The organism is Hyphomicrobium sp. 99 (assembly GCF_000384335.2).
Classification (GTDB): domain Bacteria; phylum Pseudomonadota; class Alphaproteobacteria; order Rhizobiales; family Hyphomicrobiaceae; genus Hyphomicrobium_B.
This window is the reverse complement of sequence record NZ_KQ031382.1, coordinates 1,632,386-1,654,531: the sequence shown is the minus strand read 5'-3', so window position 1 is coordinate 1,654,531 and position 22,146 is coordinate 1,632,386. Positions and strand designations below refer to the sequence as shown.

General features: G+C 60.5%; 14 protein-coding genes. 9 read left to right on the top strand and 5 right to left on the bottom strand.

Annotated features, from left to right (window positions below):
* Window positions 1-159 precede the first annotated feature (159 nt).
* Window positions 160-3,921: a vitamin B12-dependent ribonucleotide reductase gene (locus tag G359_RS08005; protein WP_045835687.1), complete on the top strand. Its 3,762-nt coding sequence runs from the start codon at window positions 160-162 to the stop codon at window positions 3,919-3,921.
* Between the two features lie 314 nt (window positions 3,922-4,235).
* On the opposite strand, the gene G359_RS08000 is transcribed toward G359_RS08005, so the two are convergent.
* On the bottom strand, window positions 4,236-4,574 hold the full coding sequence (locus G359_RS08000) for a GIY-YIG nuclease family protein (protein ID WP_045835686.1): 339 nt from the start codon (window positions 4,572-4,574) through the stop codon (window positions 4,236-4,238).
* Between the two features lie 227 nt (window positions 4,575-4,801).
* The gene (locus tag G359_RS07995; protein WP_045835685.1) at window positions 4,802-5,068 is read right to left on the bottom strand and encodes a hypothetical protein; all 267 of its coding nucleotides are present in this window, start codon (window positions 5,066-5,068) and stop codon (window positions 4,802-4,804) included.
* A gap of 304 nt (window positions 5,069-5,372) precedes the next feature.
* Here G359_RS07995 and G359_RS07990 point away from each other — a divergent pair, with 304 nt between their 5' ends.
* From G359_RS07990 to G359_RS07980, 3 genes are all read left to right on the top strand, one after another.
* Complete coding sequence (locus G359_RS07990) at window positions 5,373-6,998, top strand: inorganic phosphate transporter (RefSeq protein WP_045835684.1); 1,626 nt, start codon at window positions 5,373-5,375, stop codon at window positions 6,996-6,998.
* A gap of 197 nt (window positions 6,999-7,195) precedes the next feature.
* Window positions 7,196-8,131, top strand: coding sequence for a hypothetical protein (locus G359_RS07985; protein ID WP_045835683.1), 936 nt, complete (start codon window positions 7,196-7,198; stop codon window positions 8,129-8,131).
* 274 nt (window positions 8,132-8,405) lie between these two features.
* On the top strand, window positions 8,406-9,020 hold the full coding sequence (locus tag G359_RS07980; RefSeq protein WP_045835682.1) for a hypothetical protein: 615 nt from the start codon (window positions 8,406-8,408) through the stop codon (window positions 9,018-9,020).
* A gap of 61 nt (window positions 9,021-9,081) precedes the next feature.
* Here the strand turns inward: G359_RS07980 and G359_RS07975 are convergent, their stop codons facing one another.
* Entirely contained in the window at window positions 9,082-9,837 is a 756-nt protein-coding gene (locus G359_RS07975; protein WP_045835681.1) for a competence/damage-inducible protein A, read from the bottom strand.
* A gap of 78 nt (window positions 9,838-9,915) precedes the next feature.
* On the opposite strand from G359_RS07975, the gene sfsA reads away from it, so the two are divergent.
* The 5 genes from sfsA to G359_RS07950 all read left to right on the top strand — a co-directional run bounded on the left by sfsA (window position 9,916) and on the right by G359_RS07950 (window position 19,482).
* On the top strand, window positions 9,916-10,638 hold the full coding sequence (sfsA, locus tag G359_RS07970; RefSeq protein WP_045835680.1) for a DNA/RNA nuclease SfsA: 723 nt from the start codon (window positions 9,916-9,918) through the stop codon (window positions 10,636-10,638).
* Between the two features lie 105 nt (window positions 10,639-10,743).
* Complete coding sequence (gene msrB / locus G359_RS07965; protein ID WP_045835679.1) at window positions 10,744-11,244, top strand: peptide-methionine (R)-S-oxide reductase MsrB; 501 nt, start codon at window positions 10,744-10,746, stop codon at window positions 11,242-11,244.
* A 631-nt stretch (window positions 11,245-11,875) separates the two neighbouring features.
* Window positions 11,876-13,222 carry an efflux RND transporter periplasmic adaptor subunit gene (locus G359_RS07960; RefSeq protein WP_045835678.1) on the top strand — a complete coding sequence of 449 codons (1,347 nt, stop codon included), beginning with the start codon at window positions 11,876-11,878 and terminating at the stop codon, window positions 13,220-13,222.
* Complete coding sequence (locus tag G359_RS07955; protein WP_045835677.1) at window positions 13,219-16,359, top strand: efflux RND transporter permease subunit; 3,141 nt, start codon at window positions 13,219-13,221, stop codon at window positions 16,357-16,359. The genes G359_RS07960 and G359_RS07955 overlap by 4 nt, the downstream gene beginning before the upstream one ends.
* 3 nt (window positions 16,360-16,362) lie before the next feature.
* The gene (locus G359_RS07950; RefSeq protein WP_045835676.1) at window positions 16,363-19,482 is read left to right on the top strand and encodes an efflux RND transporter permease subunit; all 3,120 of its coding nucleotides are present in this window, start codon (window positions 16,363-16,365) and stop codon (window positions 19,480-19,482) included.
* Window positions 19,483-19,524: 42 nt separating this feature from the next.
* On the opposite strand, the gene G359_RS07945 is transcribed toward G359_RS07950, so the two are convergent.
* Complete coding sequence (locus G359_RS07945) at window positions 19,525-20,511, bottom strand: class I SAM-dependent methyltransferase (protein ID WP_045835675.1); 987 nt, start codon at window positions 20,509-20,511, stop codon at window positions 19,525-19,527.
* A gap of 350 nt (window positions 20,512-20,861) precedes the next feature.
* Window positions 20,862-21,974 (bottom strand): NAD-dependent epimerase/dehydratase family protein, encoded by a 1,113-nt coding sequence (locus G359_RS07940; protein WP_082072871.1) that lies wholly within the window; start codon window positions 21,972-21,974, stop codon window positions 20,862-20,864.
* Window positions 21,975-22,146: the final 172 nt, after the last annotated feature.

Here is a 22,146-nt window from a genome sequence, read left to right as displayed (position 1 = left end):
GTGCGGAGATGTGCGCTCTGAACTCGGCCGTTGTGTGCGTCAGTAATGCGTTTGTCATCCCGTCTAAGCGTCGGAAAGCAGGGTCCGGCGCGAGGCAATCATTCCATACGGCAAGCGGGCGAATGTCCGTCTGCCGCGAAATCTCGGGGGCACCTACATATGAAGATTACACGGCGTTTCACTGAAGCCGGACTTTCGCCTTATGCCTCGATCCCGTTCCGGCGTGCGACGTCCGAAATCAAGAATCCCGATGGTTCTATCGTTTTCAAGCTCGATGGCTTCGACGTTCCCGAGCACTTCAGTCAGGTCGCAGCAGACATTCTGGCGCAGAAGTACTTCCGCAAGGCGGGCGTCGCGCGCCGCCTCCGCCGTTGCGAAGAAACGCAGGTTCCCTCGTGGCTCTGGCGCTCGGCGCCCGACGAAGCCGCACTTGCTGAACTCCCCGAGAATGAGCGCTTCGGCGGCGAGACGGACGCGCGGCAGGTCTTCGACCGCCTCGCCGGCACGTGGACCTATTGGGGTTGGAAGGGCGGCTACTTCACGTCCGAAGGCGATGCGCAGGCCTTCTTCGACGAGCTTCGCTACATGCTCGCGATGCAGATGGCGGCTCCGAACTCGCCGCAGTGGTTCAACACCGGCCTGCACTGGGCCTATGGCATCGACGGCCCGGGCCAGGGCCATATGTACGTCGATTATCAGACGGGCGAGCTCGTCAACTCGACGTCCGCTTACGAGCACCCGCAGCCGCATGCGTGCTTCATCCAGTCGGTTGCCGACGACCTCGTCAACGAGGGCGGCATCATGGATCTCTGGGTCCGCGAAGCGCGTCTCTTCAAATACGGTTCCGGCACGGGCTCGAACTTCTCCTCGCTCCGTGGCGCCAATGAAAAGCTATCGGGCGGCGGACGCTCGTCGGGCCTGATGAGCTTCCTGAAGATCGGCGACCGTGCGGCGGGCGCCATCAAGTCGGGCGGCACGACGCGTCGCGCGGCCAAGATGGTCGTTGTCGATGTCGATCATCCCGATATCGAGGAATACATCACCTGGAAGGTGCGCGAGGAGCAGAAGGTTGCAGCCCTCGTCACCGGTTCCAAGATCTGTCAGAAGCGGCTCAAGGCCGTCATGAAGGCTTGCGTCAATTGCGAAGCCGAGGGTGACGCCTGCTTCGAGCCGACGAAAAATCCGAAGCTCAAGATCGCGATCCGCGAAGCCAAGCGCGACGGCGTTCCGCAGAACTACATTCTCCGCGTCGTTCAGTTCGCCAAGCAGGGCTACAAGGAAATCTCGTTCGACACCTACGATACGGATTGGGACAGCGAAGCCTATCTGACGGTCGCCGGCCAGAACTCGAACAACTCGGTTCGCGTCACCGATGAATTCCTGAATGCTGTCGCCGACGACAAGGACTGGAATCTCCGCGCCCGTCTCAACGACAAAGTCACGAAGACGATCCGCGCTCAGGATCTCTGGGAGCAGATCGGTTTTGCGGCGTGGGCTTCGGCCGATCCCGGCATCCAGTTCCACACGACGATCAACGACTGGCACACGTGCCCGCAGTCGGGACCGATCCGCGCCTCGAATCCGTGCTCGGAATACATGTTCCTCGACGATACGGCGTGCAATCTCGCGTCGCTCAATCTCTTGCGCTTCCGTCGCGAAGATACGTCGTTCGACATCGAAGCCTACGAGCACGGCTGCCGCCTCTGGACGATCGTGCTCGAGATCTCGGTTCTGATGGCGCAGTTCCCGTCGCGTCAGATTGCCGAGCTTTCCTACCGTTACCGCACGCTCGGCCTTGGCTTTGCGAACATCGGCGGCTTGCTGATGTCGTCGGGCATTCCCTACGACTCGGCTGAGGGACGTGCGATCTGCGGCGCGATTTCCGCGATCATGACCGGCGTCGCCTATGCGACGAGTGCGGAAATGTCGGCGGAACTCGGGCCGTTCCCGGGATACGGGCCGAACGCGCAGGACATGCTGCGCGTGATGCGCAACCATCGCCGCGCCGCTCACGGTGAATCGGAGTTCTACGAGAAGCTCGCAACGGCGCCCGTTCCGCTCGACCATGCGTCGTTGAAGGACGAACGCCTTGGCGAGGCTGCAAAGCGCGCCTGGGATAGCGCACTCGAACTCGGCCAGGAGCACGGTTATCGCAACGCGCAGGCAACCGTTGTCGCACCCACCGGCACGATCGGCCTCGTGATGGACTGCGATACGACCGGCATCGAACCCGACTTCGCGCTCGTCAAGTTCAAGAAGCTCGCAGGCGGCGGCTACTTCAAGATCATCAACCAGTCGGTTCCGGAAGCGTTGCGCGCACTCGGCTATCGTCCAAGCCAGATCGCGGAGATGGAAGTCTACGCCGTCGGCCACGGGTCGCTCGCTCAAGCGCCTGCGATCAACACGCAGTCGCTCAAAGCCCGCGGCTTCACGGATGAAGCGCTCGCCAAGATCGAAAAGGGTCTCGGCACTGCGTTCGACATCAAGTTCGTGTTCAACCGCTGGACGCTCGGCGATACCTTCCTGACCGAGACGCTCGGCGTTCCGGCCGACAAGCTCAACGATCCGTCGTTCGATCTCTTCGCGCACCTCGGCTTCACGAAGAAGGACGTGGACGCTGCGAACGAGCACGTCTGCGGAGCGATGACGCTCGAAGGCGCACCGCACCTGAAGCCCGAACATCTGGCGGTCTTCGATTGCGCCAATCCGTGCGGCAAGAAAGGCAAGCGTTACCTGTCCGTCGAGAGCCACATCCGCATGATGGCGGCGTCACAGCCGTTCATCTCGGGCGCGATCTCGAAGACGATCAACATGCCGAACGACGCGACGGTTGAGGATTGCAAGCAGTCCTACATGCTGTCGTGGAAGCTGGCGCTCAAGGCCAACGCGCTCTACCGCGACGGCTCGAAGCTCTCGCAACCGTTGAACAGCCAGATCCTCGGCGATGACGTCGAGGATGCCGAGGAAGCCGCGGACGCGCTGATGTCTCAACCGATGGCAGCGCGCACGGCAGCGGTTACGGAAAAGATCGTCGAGAAAATCGTCGAACGCATCGTTTACGTGAAAGAGGAAGCAGCAGCGCAGGATCGCGCCAAGCTTCCGGGCCGGCGCAAGGGTTACACGCAGAAGGCAGCCGTCGGCGGCCACAAGGTGTACCTCAGAACCGGCGAATACGACGACGGGCGTCTCGGCGAGATCTTCATCGACATGCACAAGGAAGGCGCCGCCTTCCGCTCGTTGATGAACAACTTCGCCATCGCCATCTCGCTCGGTCTGCAGTACGGCGTGCCGCTCGAAGAGTACGTGGAAGCCTTCACCTTCACGCGCTTCGAACCGGCCGGCCTCGTGCAGGGCAACGAGACGATCAAGAATGCGACGTCCATCCTCGACTACATCTTCCGCGAACTCGCTGTGTCGTACCTCGGCCGTCATGATCTTGCGCACGTTGATCCGCGCGAGATCGTCGGCGAGACGGGTCTCGGCTCGAGCGATGACACGACGGACGAGCAACTGGCGCTCGATCTGCCGGAAGCCGTTCTGAAGAACGTGTCGAAGGGTCTTGTTCGCGGCAATCCGATCGTCCGGCTTGCCAGCAGCACGACGACAAGCGGACAGAAAGCTTCATCGCTTGGCGCCGCCGCCGTTCAGAGCACGGGAAGCTACGACGTCAGTTCGCGGTATGTGGAGCAGACGCTGACGCACGGCGCCAACGCTCTCGCTTCAGTGACCGAAACTGTTCACGCGGTTGCTTCTTCATCGCCGATGCTGACGAAATCGGAGATCTTCAAGCAGCGCGTCTCGGAAGCGAAATTGCGCGGTTACGAAGGCGTCTCGTGCAGCGAGTGCCACAACTTCACGATGGTGCGTAACGGCACCTGCCTGAAGTGCGACACGTGCGGAAGCACGAGTGGGTGTTCTTGATCTAACTCGTCGTCCTCGAACGCGTGACCCCGGACTTGATCCGGGGGATCGTGTTCGGGGATCCAGCGCTAGACTCGTCGAAGACGACCGTATTCTTCAAGGCGCTTCCGCAAGGGGCGCCTTGTTTGTTTCTGGCTTGGCTGGATCCCGGCCTGCGCCGGGATGACGGGAGTGGGGAGGCTTTCGGTCGGGTGACATGACGATGGGAAGTAATTTTCACGTAGTGAGATGGACGGGTATGAGCCGAGGCGTCCCCTCACCCACCGTCATGCCGACGAAGGTCGGCACCCAGACAGGCGTCAGCTGGCATTTAGTCAGGTACTCTGCTCCGACCTATCAAACGGGCCAGCGCTGATCTCGCCGGTTTGCGGGTCGAACAAGTTAAGCCATTGCGGGTTCATTTGCTCGATCAAGCGCAGTTTCCACTGTCGCCGCCATTCCTTCAGTTGCTTCTCGCGTCCGATGGCCTGCTCGAGCGTCGGATGGAACTCGAAGTAGACGAGATGCGACACGTCATATCGTTCGGTAAAACCCGGTATCAGCTTCTGGGTGTGTTGGGCCATACGCGCGTGAAGATCGCTCGTGACGCCGATGTAGAGCGTGCCGTTTTGGCCGCTCGCCAATATGTAGACGCACGGTGATTTGCTGCGCACCGGACCACCCTCTTACGGTGCGAGACAGTGCAGCATCGGTCGCAGACCGAGCAAGTCTTCGTGTTGCGCGTTGACGGGATCCCGGCCCGCGCCGGGATGACGAACTTTGCAGATATGGGCCCCTTAAAAAAACAAACCCGCCAAGGGCACTTTCCGAACGCGAAACGGAAAGTGCCCTTTGGCGGCTGATGACGCTATCCCGCCCCCCGGCCGGAACGCGATCAGGGTTAGTGCTTGTCCTTCTTGACCTTCTTCGCGTGAGCCTTGTGCACGGCCGGCTTGTGCGGCTTGGGCTTCGCAGTCGCTTGCGCGACCTTGTGCTTATGCTTGTGCGCGCGGTGCGCATGCGCGGGCTTTTTCTTCTCGTCCTTCGAAGCCTTAACGGAGGTCGCTACCCCCGGTGCGTGCAGCTTCGGCGCCGAAGTTGCAGCTTCCGCCGATGCGCTCGCGCCCAGAGCGAACACTCCAAGCAAAATCAATTTCGCGATCTTCATTCTTCTTCTCTCCCCGAGAGGTGGTCACAGCCGGTCCTGAGCTGCTCCGCTACGCTACGAAGGGGTTCCCGAAAAGCGAACGAAGATTAAGTGAAATGCTCAGCAGGAATTTTCGGTAAAGAGCGCCGTCTTTTTTGCTAGCGGGGTTCAAATGGGGCGTTCGCGAGAAGCGCAGCGCGCCAAAAGATTTCTCCCCGCGAAATGGCTGTATGGCGTTGTCTCCTTCCCCTCGAGCAATTGTCACTACACTGCAATAAAAGCGGCGTTAGGTCCCTCGAAATGCATATTCTGGGGGCAGGAGAACATGTCTGACGTGGCGTTGAGCGGGGCACTCGCCGGGGCGGCCGGCACACCAAGTAGCAAGCCCAAACTCGATCACGGCACGAGCCCGATTACGGTGCTCATCTTCCTGGCGCTGTTGGCCGGCGGCCTGTTCTTCACTGCCTACAGTCTCTATCAGGATATCGAAGCCGCAAACGTTCCGGTCACGACGTGGCTGCCTTTCCTGTTGCTGGGCGTTGCGCTGCTGATCGCTCTCGGCTTCGAATTCGTCAACGGCTTCCACGACACCGCCAACGCCGTCGCGACTGTCATCTACACGCACTCAATGCCGGCCAACGTTGCTGTGCTCTGGTCCGGCTTCTTCAACTTCCTCGGCGTGCTGCTTTCGACCGGCGCCGTCGCCTTCGGCATCATCTCATTGCTTCCCGTCGAACTCATCCTGCAGGTCGGATCGAGCGCCGGCTTCGCGATGGTGTTCGCGCTGTTGATTGCCGCCATCATCTGGAACCTCGGCACCTGGTGGCTTGGCCTGCCGTCATCGTCGTCGCACACGCTGATCGGCTCGATCATCGGCGTCGGCGTCGCGAACTCATTGCTGCACGGCGGCAACGGCACCTCGGGCGTCGATTGGGGCAAAGCTCAGGAAATCGGCACCTCGCTGCTGGTATCGCCGGTCGTCGGCTTCACCTGCGCGGCGGCTCTGCTTCTCATCCTGAAATTCATCATCCGCAATCCCGCCCTTTACAAGGAGCCCGCAGGCACCCAGCCGCCGCCGTGGTGGATCCGTGGCCTTCTGATCCTCACCTGCACCGGCGTTTCGTTCGCGCACGGTTCGAACGACGGACAGAAGGGCATGGGCCTCATTATGCTCATCCTCATCGGTACCGTCCCGATGGCCTACGCTCTGAACCGGACGCCGGGCCCGTCGCAGATCGTCGAGTTCAAGGCGAACGCCGCGAGTGCCGCTGCGGTGATCGAGAAGCAGGCTTCGGGCTATAACGTTCTGGGCAACCCGCGTCCGGCCGTTGAATCGTACATCTCGTCGCGCACGATCAACGAGGGCACGTATCCGAGCCTCGCCGCTTTGGTTCGTGAGATCTCTCAGCAGGTCGAAACGTACGGTGCGCTCGACAAGGTCCCGGCGGCCGCCGTCTCGAACGTTCGTAACGACATGTACTTGGCGTCGGAAGCGCTCCGCTTCCTGCTCAAGGACAAAGCCAACAACCTGAAGGCCGACGACGTCAAATCGATCACGGCGTTCAAGGGCTCGCTCGACAAGGCCACGCGCTTTATCCCGCTCTGGGTCAAGGTGGCGGTCGCGATAGCTCTCGGCCTCGGCACGATGATCGGCTGGAAGCGCATCGTCGTGACGGTGGGCGAGAAGATCGGCAAGACGCATCTGACCTACGCGCAAGGTGCTTCTGCTGAGCTCATCGCCATGGCAACCATTGGAGCGGCCGACGCATACGGCTTGCCGGTTTCGACAACCCACGTCTTGTCGTCGGGTGTGGCGGGAACAATGGCTGCCAACGGCTCGGGACTACAGTGGTCGACCGTGCGCAACCTGCTCATGGCTTGGGTGCTGACGCTTCCGGTCTCGATCGTTCTCGCCGGGTCGCTCTACGTCATCTTCTCGAAAGTGTTCTGATCCGCAAACCCCGCGACGGCGGGCTTCGGCAGACATCAGAACAAGTTTGAAAAGGCGCGCGCCCGTAGGCCGCGCCTTTTCTTCATTGCGCTGAAATCCTCCAACGAGGGCCTACGAATAATTTTCGTGCTGATAGTTGACGCGCGGCGGTGTTTTGGGGACGTTGGCGGGCGTCGCGTTGCCGTTGGAGGTTCCCCTTGCCGCCAGAAGTTCTCGCCCTCAGCTGGGCCCTGCTCTTCGTCGTCGGCAGCGGTGTCGTCTATCGCTTCTTTTCCTGGCTTCGCCGCCGCTCTCGGGCCCGGCATTCGCCGGACGTCGTGCGGCAGAGGACGGAAGATGCGGTCGTTCCAAAGCCGGCGGCCCCGCTTGCCGTTTCCGCACCGCCGGCTGCTGCTCCGGTCGTCGATGCGCCGCGCCCGGCCCCTCCTCCCAGCGCGTCCGCAAACGTACCGAGACCCGCGCCTGCCCGTCATTACGCGGCGCAAGCGTCCGACACGCAGCCTGCGTCGTCGAGCGTCCAAGAGCCGATTTCAGTTGGAATTTTACGGTCGGGCGCCATTGAGGCAGACAATGCACCGTCAGTGTGCCCGGCGTTGAAGCCAAGCATTGCCGCGACGCTTCCCCCAAAAATACCGCTGAAGGCAAGCATCGCCGCCACGCTGCCGCCAGAGCCCGTCACACCGCGTTTGGAATCGCCCGTTGTCGCGTCGACGCCATCCGATCCCATAACCGCCGAGGCTGATCCGACGGCGTCCGAAGCCATCGAAGATCCGGTGGCGCGTGAGCCTCTCGCGACTGACGCTCCCCTCACGCAGCGTCCGGCCACGCCGCGTTCTGTGGCGCTTCGTGCGTGGAAGCTCGGCGAGGTTGCTCCGAGGCTCGACATTCGGCTGAAAGAAACGCGCAACCGCAAAGTCATTGTGGTTCCGAAGGCTCTCCGTAAGCCGCCCGAGAAACACGTCGCGAAGGAAATGAAAGTTCTGGCACCGCGGATCGAGCCGGAAAAGGCACCCGTCCGGCGTGTGGGTCGTAAGGTAGTTGCAGAGACTATTCTCGCATCGACGCAGGCTCAAACCCGGGTTGTAGGGGTGCCGCAACGAGGTTATCGCATCCTCGCGACGACTGAGTTGTGAATATCGCGGCGACTGTGGCTGATTAAGCGCCGCCGATCTTCGCTTCAGAAGCCCAATCAGCGTGGCTTTTTCTCAAACGCGATTCCTTCCGACCACCAAGGAATGCCTGGTTTTTCGCGGTTTTTATCGCGTTCGTTATAACCGCTCCGACACAGTCCACACCTTATCCTCATCTCTCCCCATTGTCTGACAAGCGATTCGCATGGAGCTGGTTAGACCCTGACGAATCAGGGCATTTTCCGGCCAGATCATTCTTGGAAATGCGGAGTTAGAGATGGCACAGCAAGTGCGGGCACCCTTGTCGGTTTACATGCTCGCCGATCATCTCGATGCCGCGCTGGCGGCGGGCGAAGATCTGATGGCTCGCGGTGGCGACTGGCGGGCACTGGCGGAGACGCCTGCCGATCCGAGCGACTTCATCATGCGGCAGCGCGCGATCGCGGAAGAGGTTCGCAGCCTCGAGCTCATGCTCGTCGCCCGCGTTCTGAAGGCCCGCAATCACGCAAGCTCGCTCGCCGAATGCGACGACCGGTTCCGCGTCATCGCGAAGCTGTTCGTTTCCGGCACGGCCATCCTGCTCGACGCGGTGGAAGAGAGTGGCGATGCGCGGAGCACGGATTTCGACACCGCCGACGGCATTGTCGCCTATGTCCGCAGCCGCGGCCTCATCGCGCCGGACGCACCGGCTGTACGCGTCGCTTCGGATTTGACGATCGACGACAATTTCCTCGTCGCCAAGCGCATCGCGCTTGGGCCGCTTCTCGATATGGCTGCGGCTTTCCTCGATGCCCTCGACGTCCAGTACGATCTTTTCGGCGGAGACGCGCCAACCACGTCGACTGCCCGCGCCGCCGACTTCGACGACAGCGAGCGCGCGCCGCTGAACTGAGCGGAGCCCACGTTTCGCACCGTTCCGCGGGCGTTCGAGATGAATGCTCGCGACGTTTTCGCTACAGCTGCAAAGCGGCTTTGAGCGTGTCTGCGGCTTCGGCGAGGCGGGCTTCGTCAGCGCAGCGCAACACCAGATCAGATGCGGGGCGGCCGTCGCGGAGCAAGGGATAGCTTCCCATCTGCACGTCGCGATAGAGCTGCTGGTGAGCGGAAAACACTTCAGCGATCTCGCTTTCCGGACGATTGACCGGAATGGTGATCGACAAAAGCTTGGCGCCGGTTTCGAGATCCGGCGTCACGCTTTGCAGCATCGCCTCTGCAATGGATGGCACGCCAGCCATCACGAAGACATTGCCGATGCGAAAGCCCGGTGCGCCGGAAACCGGATTTTCGATCAAGTCCGCCCCTGAAGGAATCCGCGCCATACGAAGGCGCGCGGGCGTCATGTCCAGGCCCTTGGCCGCATAGTAATCGCGAAGAATTTTCTCGGCTCTCGCGTCGATGCCAATCGGCACGCCGAATGCCTTGGCGACGGTATCCGCCGTGATGTCATCGTGGGTCGGGCCGATGCCGCCGGTCGTGAAGAGATAATCGTACCGGCGCCGGAGGGCATCCACGGCGGCGATAATGTCGGCTTCATCGTCGGGCACGATGCGCACTTCGCGGAGCCTGATGCCAATATTCGTCAGATGCTCGGCCACCGCGCCGATATTGCGATCCTTCGTTCGTCCGGAAAGAATTTCGTCGCCGATGACGAGCAGTGCTGCCGTCACGATCCGTTCTTCAGCCAAGGTTCCGCTCGCCGATGTCTGCATTGCCCGTTCGTCTTAGCACCTGAAGTCCCAGCACGAAAACACTTGCTCGCGTGTCCCATTGGCCGATATGGCGTGGCGATGAAATTCTCACATCCTCTCGTTCCCGGCATTCTCGTTCAACGCTATAAGCGCTTCCTCGCGGACGTGACGACCGCGGACGGCGTTACGATTACGGCCAGCTGTCCGAATACGGGCTCGATGCTCGGGCTCACAACCCCGGGCTCGCGCGTGTGGCTCTCTGAAAGCGACAGCCCGACGCGCAAATATCGCCATACCTGGGAAATGATCGAGGCCGATCTCGGCCAAGGGGCTCATCTCGTCGGCATCAATTCGGGGCGTCCGAACGGGCTGGTGACGGAAGCCATTCAATCAGGTCTGATCCCGGAACTCGCCGGTTACGCGTCGCTGCGGCGCGAAGTGAAGTACGGGATCAACAGCCGGATCGACGTTCTTCTTTCAGGGGGCACGGAGCCTCGCGATTGCTACGTCGAGGTGAAAAACGTGCACCTGATGCGCAGCGCCGGGGAAGCCGAATTCCCCGATAGCAAAACCGAGCGGGGTGCGAAGCACTTGCGCGAGCTCGCCAGCATGGTTGACGAGGGCCATCGGGCGGTCATGGTTTTTCTTGTGCAGCGCAGCGACGCCGAGAAATTCTCGCTCGCCGCCGACATCGACCCCGCTTATGCCGCAGAATTTCAGACTGCGGCTGCTTCCGGCGTGGAAATGCTCTGCTATAGGTGCCGGCTCAGCCCTTCGGAAATCACGGTCGAGAAGCGGCTTGAGATTGCAGATCTTAGATAAGAAAAGCCGGCCAACGGCTGAAACGAAAAAGAGAGAGGCAACGTACTCTCCAACAAGACGGCGTTTAGGGCGCCGGCAGAGGAAACGAAACCAAGGTGACGAGCCATGTATTCACGGCGCGATTTTTCGAGGCTGGGGATAGCCCTGGCCGGGGGCTTCGCAACGCTCAAGGCCGCTTCGGGGTTTGCCGCTGAAGCGCACGCAGAAACCTTCGAGATCACGAAGTCCGACGACGAGTGGAAGAAGGAGCTGACGCCGGAGCAGTTCGATGTTCTGCGCAAGCAAGGCACGGAGCGCGCCGGGACTTCGCCTCTCGATCAGAATGATGCCGCGGGCACTTATCTCTGTGCAGGTTGCACTTTGGCGCTCTTTTCCTCCGACACGAAGTTCCACAGCGGCACGGGCTGGCCAAGCTTTTGGAAGCCGCTCGATAACGCCGTCGCGACGACGGTCGACAAAAGTTACTTCATGACGCGAACCGAAGTTCATTGCCGCCGCTGTGGCGGTCATCTCGGCCACGTTTTCGACGATGGACCCAAGCCCACTGGACTCCGCTACTGCATGAACGGCGTGGCTTTGAAATTCGAACCGAAGGTGGCGGGGTAATCGCTCTCCTCTGAGGTCAGGCGCACACTTCAAGGCCGTCAAGGCCGTCGCGAAATTTCGCGACGGCTTTTGCGTTTCTGGCTGTGCGTCAGTTGGTGATTGGACCGTCGCCCCAGCCACCCACTCCGTCATGCCGGCGGAGGCCGGCACCCAGACAAGTCTCAGCAGAACCTTGTCTCGAGGTGCTTCACGGTCGGCGCGGCCCGCAGCAGCGCGCTCGCGGACGTTTGACTGGATCCCGGCCTTCGCCGGGATGACGGTGGGTTGGGTTTCGCCCACCCATTATCCTCGCGGTTGGGGTGCCACCGACGCAGTGCGGCTGCGAGCCTTTAAAAAATGCTTTAATTTCATGCTATTAAGCTAGCGCGCCATCGGCGCGGGGGGCGTGCGAGCATAAAGCTGCCGCGGATCTAGGTCTTTTCTCGAGGAGATTGGCCGGATAATCGGGAGCGCCTTGCTCCCGACATGCGTTGCATGTCGCAGTTTGGGACGACGGTATATAGAATTCACATTTGGCAGGGCAACGGATTCAGCCAAACAGTGCGTTTCATGTCCGGGTGATAGGACGAAAAGCCGATGTATGCCGTGTTTTCACGGCATCCGACGGGGTTCAAATCGGAAAAGAGCGGCGATGACGCTTCTGCGGTGGGTTTCTACAGTTGTGATCGTCGGCGCTATCGCCGGCGGCGTTTACTATATGATGCACGGGCAAGCGCCTGACAGCGTTAGCGCCAGCCGGCGAGGCGCCGGGATGGGCGGCCCCGTGGCTGTCATTGCGAAGAACACCGATCGGGCCGATGTGCCGATCTATCTTGAAGGTGTCGGCTCGGTCAAAGCGCTCAACACGGCGACCGTGCGCGCCCAGGTCGACGGCCGCCTTCTGAGCGTCAATTTCAATGAAGGCCAGGATGTCAAGAAGGGCGACGTGCTGGCGAAAATCGATCCGGTGACCTACCAGGCGCAGCTCGATCAAGCCATCGCGAAGAAGGCTTTGGACGAAGCGCTGCTCGCCAATACCAAAAAGGATCTCGAGCGTTTCCAGAAGGTGGGCACGCTTGCCATCTCGCAGCAGCAGATCGATACGCAGCTCGCGCTCGTCAAGCAGCAGGAAGCTCAGATCAAGTCCGATGCCGCCTCGATCGAGAACGCAACCGCGATCCTCGGCTACACGACGATCGTGGCGCCATTCGATGGGCGAACCGGCATCCGGCTCGTCGATGAGGGTAATCTCGTCCATTCCGGCGATGCAGGCGGCATCGTGGTGATGACGCAGGTGCAGCCGATCTCGGTTTTATTCACCCTGCCGCAGCAGCAATTGCCGATGCTGACCAAATCAAGCGCCGAAGGGAAGCTGACCGCCTACGCATTGTCGACGGACGGCCAGACCGAACTCGATACGGGCACGCTCAAGGTCATCGACAATCAGGTCGATCAGCAAACCGGCACGATCCGTCTCAAGGCCGATTTTCCCAACGAAAAACGCCAGCTTTGGCCCGGGCAGTTCGTCAACGTTCGCCTGCTCGTCGATACGCTCAAAGGCGTCATCGTCGCGCCGACGGAAGCCGTGCAGCGGGGACCCGACGGCACCTACGTCTATGTCGTCGGCGCCGATAACACGGCTGAGATGCGGCCGGTCAAGATTTCGCGCCAGGACGAAAAATTCGCCGTCATCGCCGATGGCCTGACCGAGGGCGAGAAAGTCGTCACGAGCGGCTTTGGCCGCCTCAAGGACGGCGCGACTGTCTCGGTCAGCGATGGCAAAGCGCCCGAACAGAGCCCGCCGGCGCTATCGAAAAAATCAGCCGACGGCAAAAAGGCCGCCCGCGTGGGTGACGCAGCAAACGTTGGCGTGCAATCAGCACAGGCGACGGCTCCGGCCGCACCGGACGCCGCTCTCGTCACGGGCTCGACGAGCGAAGACAAAAAGAATTCGGACAAACATCGTCATTCACACCGGGATAACGGCGCATCGCCATGAGCGTTTCCCGGCCCTTCATCGAGCGGCCGATCGCGACGTTCCTTCTCGCGGTCGCGACCATCCTCGGCGGTATCCTCGGCTACGTCTCGTTGCCGATATCGTCGCTGCCGCAGGTCGATTTTCCAACCGTCGAAGTGACGACCGAGCTTCCGGGTGCAAGCCCAGAGACGATGTCGACGCTCGTCACGGCGTCGCTCGAACGTCAGTTCGGCCAGATCCAATCGCTTGCGTCGATGTCATCGACGAGTTCGTTCGGATTGAGCCGCATCACCCTGCAATTCAATCTCGACCGCGATATCGACGCCGCGGCTCAGGACGTGCAAGCGGCCATCAACGCCGCCGGTTCGACGTTGCCACGGAACCTTCCCTATCCTCCGACCTATTCGAAGGTTAATCCCGCCGACACGCCCATCGTCACGCTAGCGTTGACGTCGGATACTCAATCGCTGCGTTCGCTTTCGGATCTTGCCGATACGCTGCTGGCGCAACGGCTTTCCTCGGTATCGGGCGTCGGTCACGTGGCGATCGAGGGCGGCATCAAGCCTGCCGTGCGCGTCGAAGCAGACGTGTCGCGTCTCGCGAGCTACGGCCTCAGCATGGCCGATCTCAGCACCGCCATTTCGAGCGCAAACGTCGCCGGCCCCAAGGGTTCGCTCGACGGCGCAAAGCAATCTTACACGATCGCCGCGAACGACCAGATCGATCAGGCGCACGTCTACGAAGACGTCATCATCGCCTATCGCAACAGCGCGCCTGTTCGCATCAAGGATGTGGCACGAGTCTACGAAGGCTTGGAAAACACGCGCGTCGGCGGCTGGTACAATGGCAAGCCTGCCGTCATCGTCGACGTGCAAAGGCAGCCGGGCGCCAACGTCCTCGATACGGTTTCGCGCATCAAGCAAGAGTTGCCGCGTGTTGAAAGCAGCATGCCGGCGGGCGTCAATCTGCAGATCGTCAGCGATCGCACCGGCACGATCAAGGCTTCCGTCAACGACGTGCAGTTCACGCTCGTTTTGAGCGTCGGGCTCGTCATCATGGTCGTGCTCTTGTTCCTGCGTTCGATCCGGGCAACGATCATCGCGGGCGTCGCGTTGCCGGTGTCGCTGATCGCCACGTTCGGCGTCATGTATTTCTGCGGCTTCAGTCTCGACAATCTGTCGCTGATGGCGTTGACGATCGGCACCGGCTTCGTCGTCGACGATGCGATCGTGATGATCGAGAACGTCGTGCGCCACATCGAGAAGGGCGAAAAGCCGATGAAGGCCGCGCTCGACGGTGCGCGCGAAATTGGCTTCACGGTCATATCGCTGACGCTGTCGCTGATCGCCGTTTTCATACCGTTGCTTTTCATGACGGGTCTCGTCGGACGCATGTTCCGCGAATTCGCAATGACGCTGACGATCGCTGTCGTCGTCTCGGCCGTCGTATCGCTGACGCTGACGCCGATGATGTGCTCCAGACTTCTGCGTGCCGGCGGCCATGACGAAAAAGAGGGCGTGATCGGCCGCTTCTTCGAGCGCGTGATCAGCGCTTATGGCCGTTCCCTGGAATTTATATTCCGGCATCAGGGCGCAACGCTTCTGGTGGCGCTCCTGACCGTTGTCGTCACCGTCTGGCTCTACGTCATCATGCCGAAGGGTTTCCTGCCGGATCAGGATACCGGCGCGATCACGGCCGTGGTCGAAGGCGGCCCCCAGATTTCATTTACTGAGATGACGCGCCTGCAACAGGAGGTGGCGGCCATCGCCGCGGCCGACCCGGATGTCTCGGGCGTCGCCTCGATCGTCGGGATCGGCCAGCTCAACGCCACGCAGAATGTCGGCAGCCTCAAGATCATGCTGAAGCCGCGCGACGAGCGAAAGTCCAATGTCGTGCAGGTGATCCAGCGGCTGAAGCACGCCGTCAGACCGACGGCTGGCACGATCGTCTACTTCCAGCCCGTGCAGGACGTGCAAATTTCGACGCAGACAAGCCGCGCGCGCTACCAGTACACGCTCGCGAGCACCGACGTAGACGAGGTTTCCGAGTGGTCGAAGAAGATGGCCGCCGCGCTTCATGCGTCGCCGTTCCTTCGCAATGTTGCTTCCGAAGAGGTCGACGGCGGCTTGATCGCGCGGGTCGATGTCGATCGCGTCACCGCCGGTCGCCTCGGCGTCACGATGCAGGCCGTGAACGATGCGCTGAGCAACGCTTTTGGCCAGCGTCAGGTCTCGACGATCTACGAGCAGGCCAACCAGTATCGCGTCGTCCTCGAGGCGGCGCCCGAATACCGGAGCGATCCATCGCGGCTGGACCGGCTCTATGTGCCCTCGAGCACGACGGGCACGCAGGTTCTGCTGAAGTCCGTCGCGACAGTGAAGTATGAGACCGCGCCGCTCGCGATCAGCCACCAGGATCAGTTCCCGGCTATCACCATCAGCTTCAACCTCGCGCCCAATGCGTCGCTGAGTGATGCGCTTGCGGCGATCGATACTGCGAAGAAAGAGGTCAATCTTCCGGCATCTGTCACGGGCACATTCTATGGCGATGCGGCTGAATTCTCGAAGTCGCTCGAAAACCAGCCCTGGCTGATCCTCGCCGCCATCGTCACAATCTACATCGTACTCGGCGTTCTCTACGAAAGTCTCATCCATCCGTTCACGATTTTGACGACGCTACCGTCGGCCGGCATCGGCGCGGCGTTGGCGCTGGAACTCACCGGCAACGATCTCTCGTTCGTCGCGCTCATCGGCATCATTCTGCTCATGGGCATCGTGAAGAAGAACGCGATCATGATGATCGACTTCGCGCTCGAGGCTGAACGTGAGCGCGGACTCTCGCCCCGGGATTCCATCAAGGAAGCCGCGCTGCTTCGTTTCCGGCCGATCATGATGACGACGCTTGCGGCGCTATTCGGCGCGCTCCCGTTGGCGCTTGAAAGCGGGACGGGTTCGGAACTCAGAAATCCGCTCGGCATCACGATCGTCGGCGGTTTGCTCTTGAGCCAGTTGCTGACGCTCTACACGACGCCGGTCATCTACCTCACGATGGAACGCCTTCGCGCGCGCCTCACCGGCCGGATCGTCGACACGGGCGAAGAACCCGCAACAGCCGAATTGACCGCAAGATCACGTAGCCTTTCGGAGGCCGCGGAGTAGGCGATGAACGTCTCGCGCATCTTCATCGAGAGGCCCATCGGAACAGCGCTGCTCGCCATCGGCTTGTTCCTCGCGGGCGCCGTTGCCTACGGTCTGCTGCCTGTCGCCAGCATGCCGGCAATCGACTTCCCGACCGTGCGCATCATGGCCAGCCGTCCCGGCGCCGATCCGGTCACCATGGCATCGAGCGTCGCCTCGCCTCTCGAACGGCGGCTCGGCGAGATCGCGGGCGTCACCGAGATGACCTCCACGAACTCGCTCGGATCGACGACGATCGCGATGCAGTTCGACCTCAACCGCAATATCGATGGCGCCGGACGCGACGTGCAAGCGGCCTTGAACGCGGCGACTGCCGATCTTCCGGGCGACCTGCCCCAGGTGCCGACATTCCGCAAAGCCAACCCTTCCGCGTCGCCGATCCTCATTCTGGCGCTGACGTCGAAGACGATGACGACCAGCGACATCTACGACACGGCGGATACGGTCATCGGGCAGCGCATATCGCAAGTCCAGGGCGTCGCGGATGTGACTGTGAGCGGCGCCGATCAACCCGCGACGCGCATTCAGGTCGATCCCACGCTCGTCGCTGCGATGGGGGTGAGCTTCGATGATGTGAAGAACGCCGTCTCCAACGCCAATGATCTTTCATCGATCGGCGCCGTGGACGGCGATCGGCAGACGATCATCCTGCAATCCAACGCGCAGATGACCGATCCCGACGAGTACAAAGACATCGTCGTGAAGAACATGCCGAACGGCGACATCGTCAAGGTCGGCGACGTCGCGAAAGTCATCAAGGCGACGCGGAACGCGCGATCGTCGGCGCGTTTCGGTCATGACCCCGCGGTCCTTCTGATCATCACGAAGACGCCCGAGGCGAACGTCATCGATACGGTCGACCGCGTGAAGGATCTGCTGCCACAGCTCAAGGAATGGATCCCAGCGGGCATAGACATTTCGATCCTGACCGACCGGACGACGACGATACGCGCGTCAGTGCATGACATGCAGTTCACGCTCGGCTTGACGATCCTGCTCGTGATGTCCGTCGTGTTCGTTTTCCTCCGGCGCACGACGCCGACGATCGCGGCCGGAATCACGGTTCCGCTATCGCTCGCCGGCACGTGTGCCGCGATGTGGGCGGCGGGCTTTTCGATCAACAACCTGACGCTGATGGCACTCGCGGTCGCCGTCGGATTTGTCGTCGATGATGCAATCGTGATGATCGAGAACGTCTACCGCAACATGGAAAAGGGCATGAAGCCCTACGCGGCGGCGCTCGCGGGTTCGCACCAGATCGGCTTCACCGTCATTTCAATCTCGGTATCGCTCATCGCCGCGTTCATTCCGGTGCTGTTCATGACGGGCATCGTCGGCCGGCTGCTGCACGAGTTCGCGCTGACGTTGACGTTCGCGATCGTCATTTCGGCAATCGTCTCGCTGACGGTGACGCCGATGATCTGCGCGCACTTCATCAAGGCCGGCTCGGAAGAGCACAAGAACCTCGCCGACCGCATTTTCGAAGGCGCGCTCGCGCTCGTCGTCAGGGCGTATGCCTTCACGCTCAGAATTGCGCTGCGCAATCAGCTCGTCATGCTCGCGGTTTTCGTCGCGACGATCCTGTTGACGATCCATTTCTATACCGTGCTGCCGAAAGGCTATCTGCCGGACGACGACACGGGGCTGATCATTGCCGCAACGGAAGCCAACACCGACGTCTCGTTCGCCGAAATGAGCAGGCTCCAGAAGCAATCGCTCGATATCATCCTCGCCGATCCGGCCGTCGATAACGTTGGTTCATCGATCGGAGCGGGTGGTCCCAATCCGACGCAGAACCAAGGCCGCATGTTCATCAGCCTGAAGCCGATCGAGGAGCGGGGCGGCGTTTCGACGGCGGCTGTGATCGATCGGCTGCGCGCACCGCTCGGCAAGATCGTCGGCCTCGCGACGAGGCTGATGCCGTCGCGGGACATTCGCGCCGGGGCCCGCGCGGGCAAGGCGGACTATCAATATACGCTGTGGTCGCTCAACGCAGACGACCTTTACCAGTGGGTGCCGAAGGTCATCGAAGCGGTGCGCGCCGTGCCCGGACTTGCGGACGTCACGTCGGACCGTGAGGCGGGCGGGCTTCAGCTCAACGTCAACATCAATCGCGATGACGCGTCGCGGCTGAACGTGGCGATTGCCGACATCGACAATGCGCTCTCCAATGCCTTCGCGCAGACGCAGTTCTCGACGATCTACGGCGACCGCAACCAGTACAAGGTCATTCTCGAAATCGATCCGAAGCTACAGGTTCATCCCAAGGATCTGTCGCGGATTTACGTGCCCACCATCGACCGCACCCAGCAGATCCCGCTTACGAGCTTCGTTTCGGTGAGCGAAGGCATCGCGCCGCTCGTCGTCAACCATCAGGGTCCCTTCCCTGCCGTGACGATCAACTACAATCTGCGTCCTGGCGTTAGCCTGGATACGAGTCTCAAAGGCATCGATCAGGCGCTTCAAAAATTGCATTTGCCTGAGACGATCCACGGCGAAGCGGCAGGCGACGCCAAAGCGTTTCTCGAACAGGCGCGCATGCAGACGCTGCTTATCCTGGCGGCCCTCGTCGCGATCTATATCGTTCTCGGCATTCTCTACGAAAGCCTTGCGCATCCGCTGACGATCATCTCGACGCTGCCTTCCGCAGGCCTCGGTGCCCTGCTCGCGTTGCAGACGGCAAGCATGGATCTCTCGGTCATCGCGCTCATCGGCGTCATTTTGCTGATCGGTATAGTGAAGAAGAACGGCATCATGCTCGTCGATTTCGCATTGAGCGCGGAGCGCGAGCGCGGACTCTCACCGCATGATGCGATTTACGATGCCTGCCTGCAGCGCTTCCGACCCATTCTGATGACGACGCTCGCGGCGTTGCTCGGCGCCATTCCCCTCGCAGTCGCGATCGGCCCAGGATCGGAATTGCGCCGTCCGCTCGGCATCACGATCATCGGCGGCCTCGTCGTCTCGCAAATTCTGACGCTTTACACGACCCCGGTGATTTATCTCATGCTCGAGAAGCTGAAGCAGAGGCTTTCGGGGGGGGACAACATGAACAAGAGTTTGGGAATCGAAGCGGAGTCATGAAACGCAACGGCCGACTCTGGCGGCCGGAATTGCGCCAAGGCCTCAAGTCAAAGCCACAATCTCCGGCGTCAATGACATCGCTTCCAAAGTGGCCGCGATTTCCTCCACGTAGATAGGGTTCATGACGACAACAAGGTCCGGCCGGATGTTTGAAAGAGCCTGCGGCTCGACCACACGATGTCCGGTGCCGGGAAGGAATTTCCCCTGCTTGTAAGGGTTGACGTCGACAACTGCGATAACCTCGTCCTGCAAATTGAGTGTCGTCAGGAAGGCCACAGCTTTCGAACTCCCGCCCCACAATACGATCCGCTTTCCGGCTGCCGACGCCGAGCGGATGAGGCTATTCCATACCTGCCGAACTGCTGCGACTCGCTCTCCAAAGTCGGCCGCCAGCTTGCGCATCTTGTGAAGATCGTTCTCGATGGGAAGCGGCGGCGTTGTGCGATCTCCGAGCGCCCGCGCATACTGGATGATGTATTGATCACCGTACGCCAACTCCAAATGTGTGACATCGAGGTCCGCGTTGCGAAAGGCGCGGGCAAGCGCGCCAGGGCTGAAGTAGCAGCAGTGTTCGTAGTAGATATCCCAGAACGCTCCTTCCTCAAGGACGCGCATCCCATCGGGCGTCTCGAAAACGACGGATAAATCCTTGCATTTTTTGGCAATCTCGCTGACCGAGCGCAAGAATGTCGAAACTGGAAAAATATGCTCGAGGGTATGGCGGCACAGGATGAGATCCGCCTCTAGGTTCTCATATTTGGGCCCGAAGTTGTCGACAATGAATTCCAGGCCTTCGACGGTTTTGCCGCGTCCGTCATCCGCTCTATAGCCCGGATCGATCCCCAGGCCGATCGCGTCGTGCCCTTTGCAAAGTTCAATCAGGAACTCGCCTTTGCCACACCCAATTTCAAGCACGCGCTTGCCGGAGATATCGAAACGCTCGGCAATCTCGGCGGCAAACTTTCTAGCAAAGGCGTTAAATGTCCCTGAGAAGTGCTGCGACTGCTCGAAATCCGCCGTGTAGTCCATAACGGATGCGTCAAACGCCCGATTAAATACGAAGCCACAGGCCCCGCAGAATGCGAGGTCTAGAGCCAACCGAGGATAACTTAGCGCCGCATCTGCAGAGTCGAGAAGTATGCAGCTGTGAATTGGGATCGCGGGCAAGCGGTAGATCGTCTGGCTCGCTTCCTCGCCGCAGCAGGGGCAAGTGTTAGATCGAACCAAGCCGGTGTTATCACGCATGATTGCCAATGGGTGTTAGTCACTACACGACATGTAAATTCGGAATGGGAACGATAAGTCTGCCCCATTCCCTGTCTCCTGATGGCGGATATTCTTGTCGGCGATACTCCGTCGAGCCGTCGACGAACCTCAGTTCATTGAGCCGCAGAGTGCCCTTGGCGCCGTTCCACAGTCCGCCATTCTGCCTCTTCGCTCCCTTCGTGCGACGTACGCGCTATGGATGATTTGTGACGAAGCGTTTCGTCTAAAACGCCTCTGGTGATCAGCTCGCGAATATGACCGACGCGCTGATAGCGAGGACCTTCAAATTCCTCGAGCGTGAGATTGCTCGACCGATACGCATTGAAAATTTGTGCGGCGCCTTTTCGGGCATCCCATTTCGGTGCGAAATTCAGCGCCGCTTTTATCTTGTCGCAGCTAACCCGGTAGCAGCGAGTATCGGGTCCGGCTTCATCGGCAAAACTCAACTCGCAGTTCGGGACTGTCTCCGCGACAATGTCGGCGAGTTCCCGGATCCGGTAGTTGTGTTCCGTATGTCCAACGTTGAAGGCTTCATTGAAGACCTTCTCTTCCGGCGCAGTTAGGACGGTCAGATAAGCACGCGAAAGATCCTCGATATGGACGATTGGCCGCCACGGCGTACCATCAGATTTGAGGTGGATACGTCCTGTCGTTACCGCCCAGGCGACGAGGTTGTTAAGTACGAGATCGAAACGCATACGCGGCGAGACGCCATAGACGGTGGCTGCGCGTATATAGGTTGGACAAAAGCGTGAATCGGCAAGCGTGGCGAGGTCACGCTCAGTATCGACTTTCGATTGCCCATAGGGAGTAACGGGATTAAGCGCACCCGTTTCCTCGACGAAGTCGTCGCCCGCCTGTCCGTAGCTGCTGCAGGAAGATGCATAGACGAAGCGTCCAACGCCCGCTTCTTTAGCTAGACGAGCAAGTCTGACGGAAGCTCGGTGATTGATATCAAACGTTGTTTGTGAATTGAAATTGCCTAGCGGATCGTTCGACAGGGCCGCAAGGTGCACTACAGCGTCGCAGCCGCGGAGATCCTCCAGCTCGACATCGCGCACATCTTTTCTGAGGGTGTTCGTTTGGCGAATTGTGCCCCCTGGCGCGAATGTGCAGCGTTCGTACAAATCGCTGTCACACCCGACCACTTCGTGACCGGCGTCCATCAGCATGGGCGTTAGGATAGTACCGATATAGCCCAGATGGCCGGTCAGGAAAATCCGCATTGCCTTTATTGCTCCCATTCTGCCCCAAGGGCCAATCGCCAATTGTAACAAGTGCCTAAGATTCTGCTTTTCACGCTGATGTTCACGACCGCCATAGCGCTCGGGGCTCAGAAGCTCGCAAAAACTACGGGCTGCTCGATCTACCCGTCGCGTCCATCACTCCATTACCGTC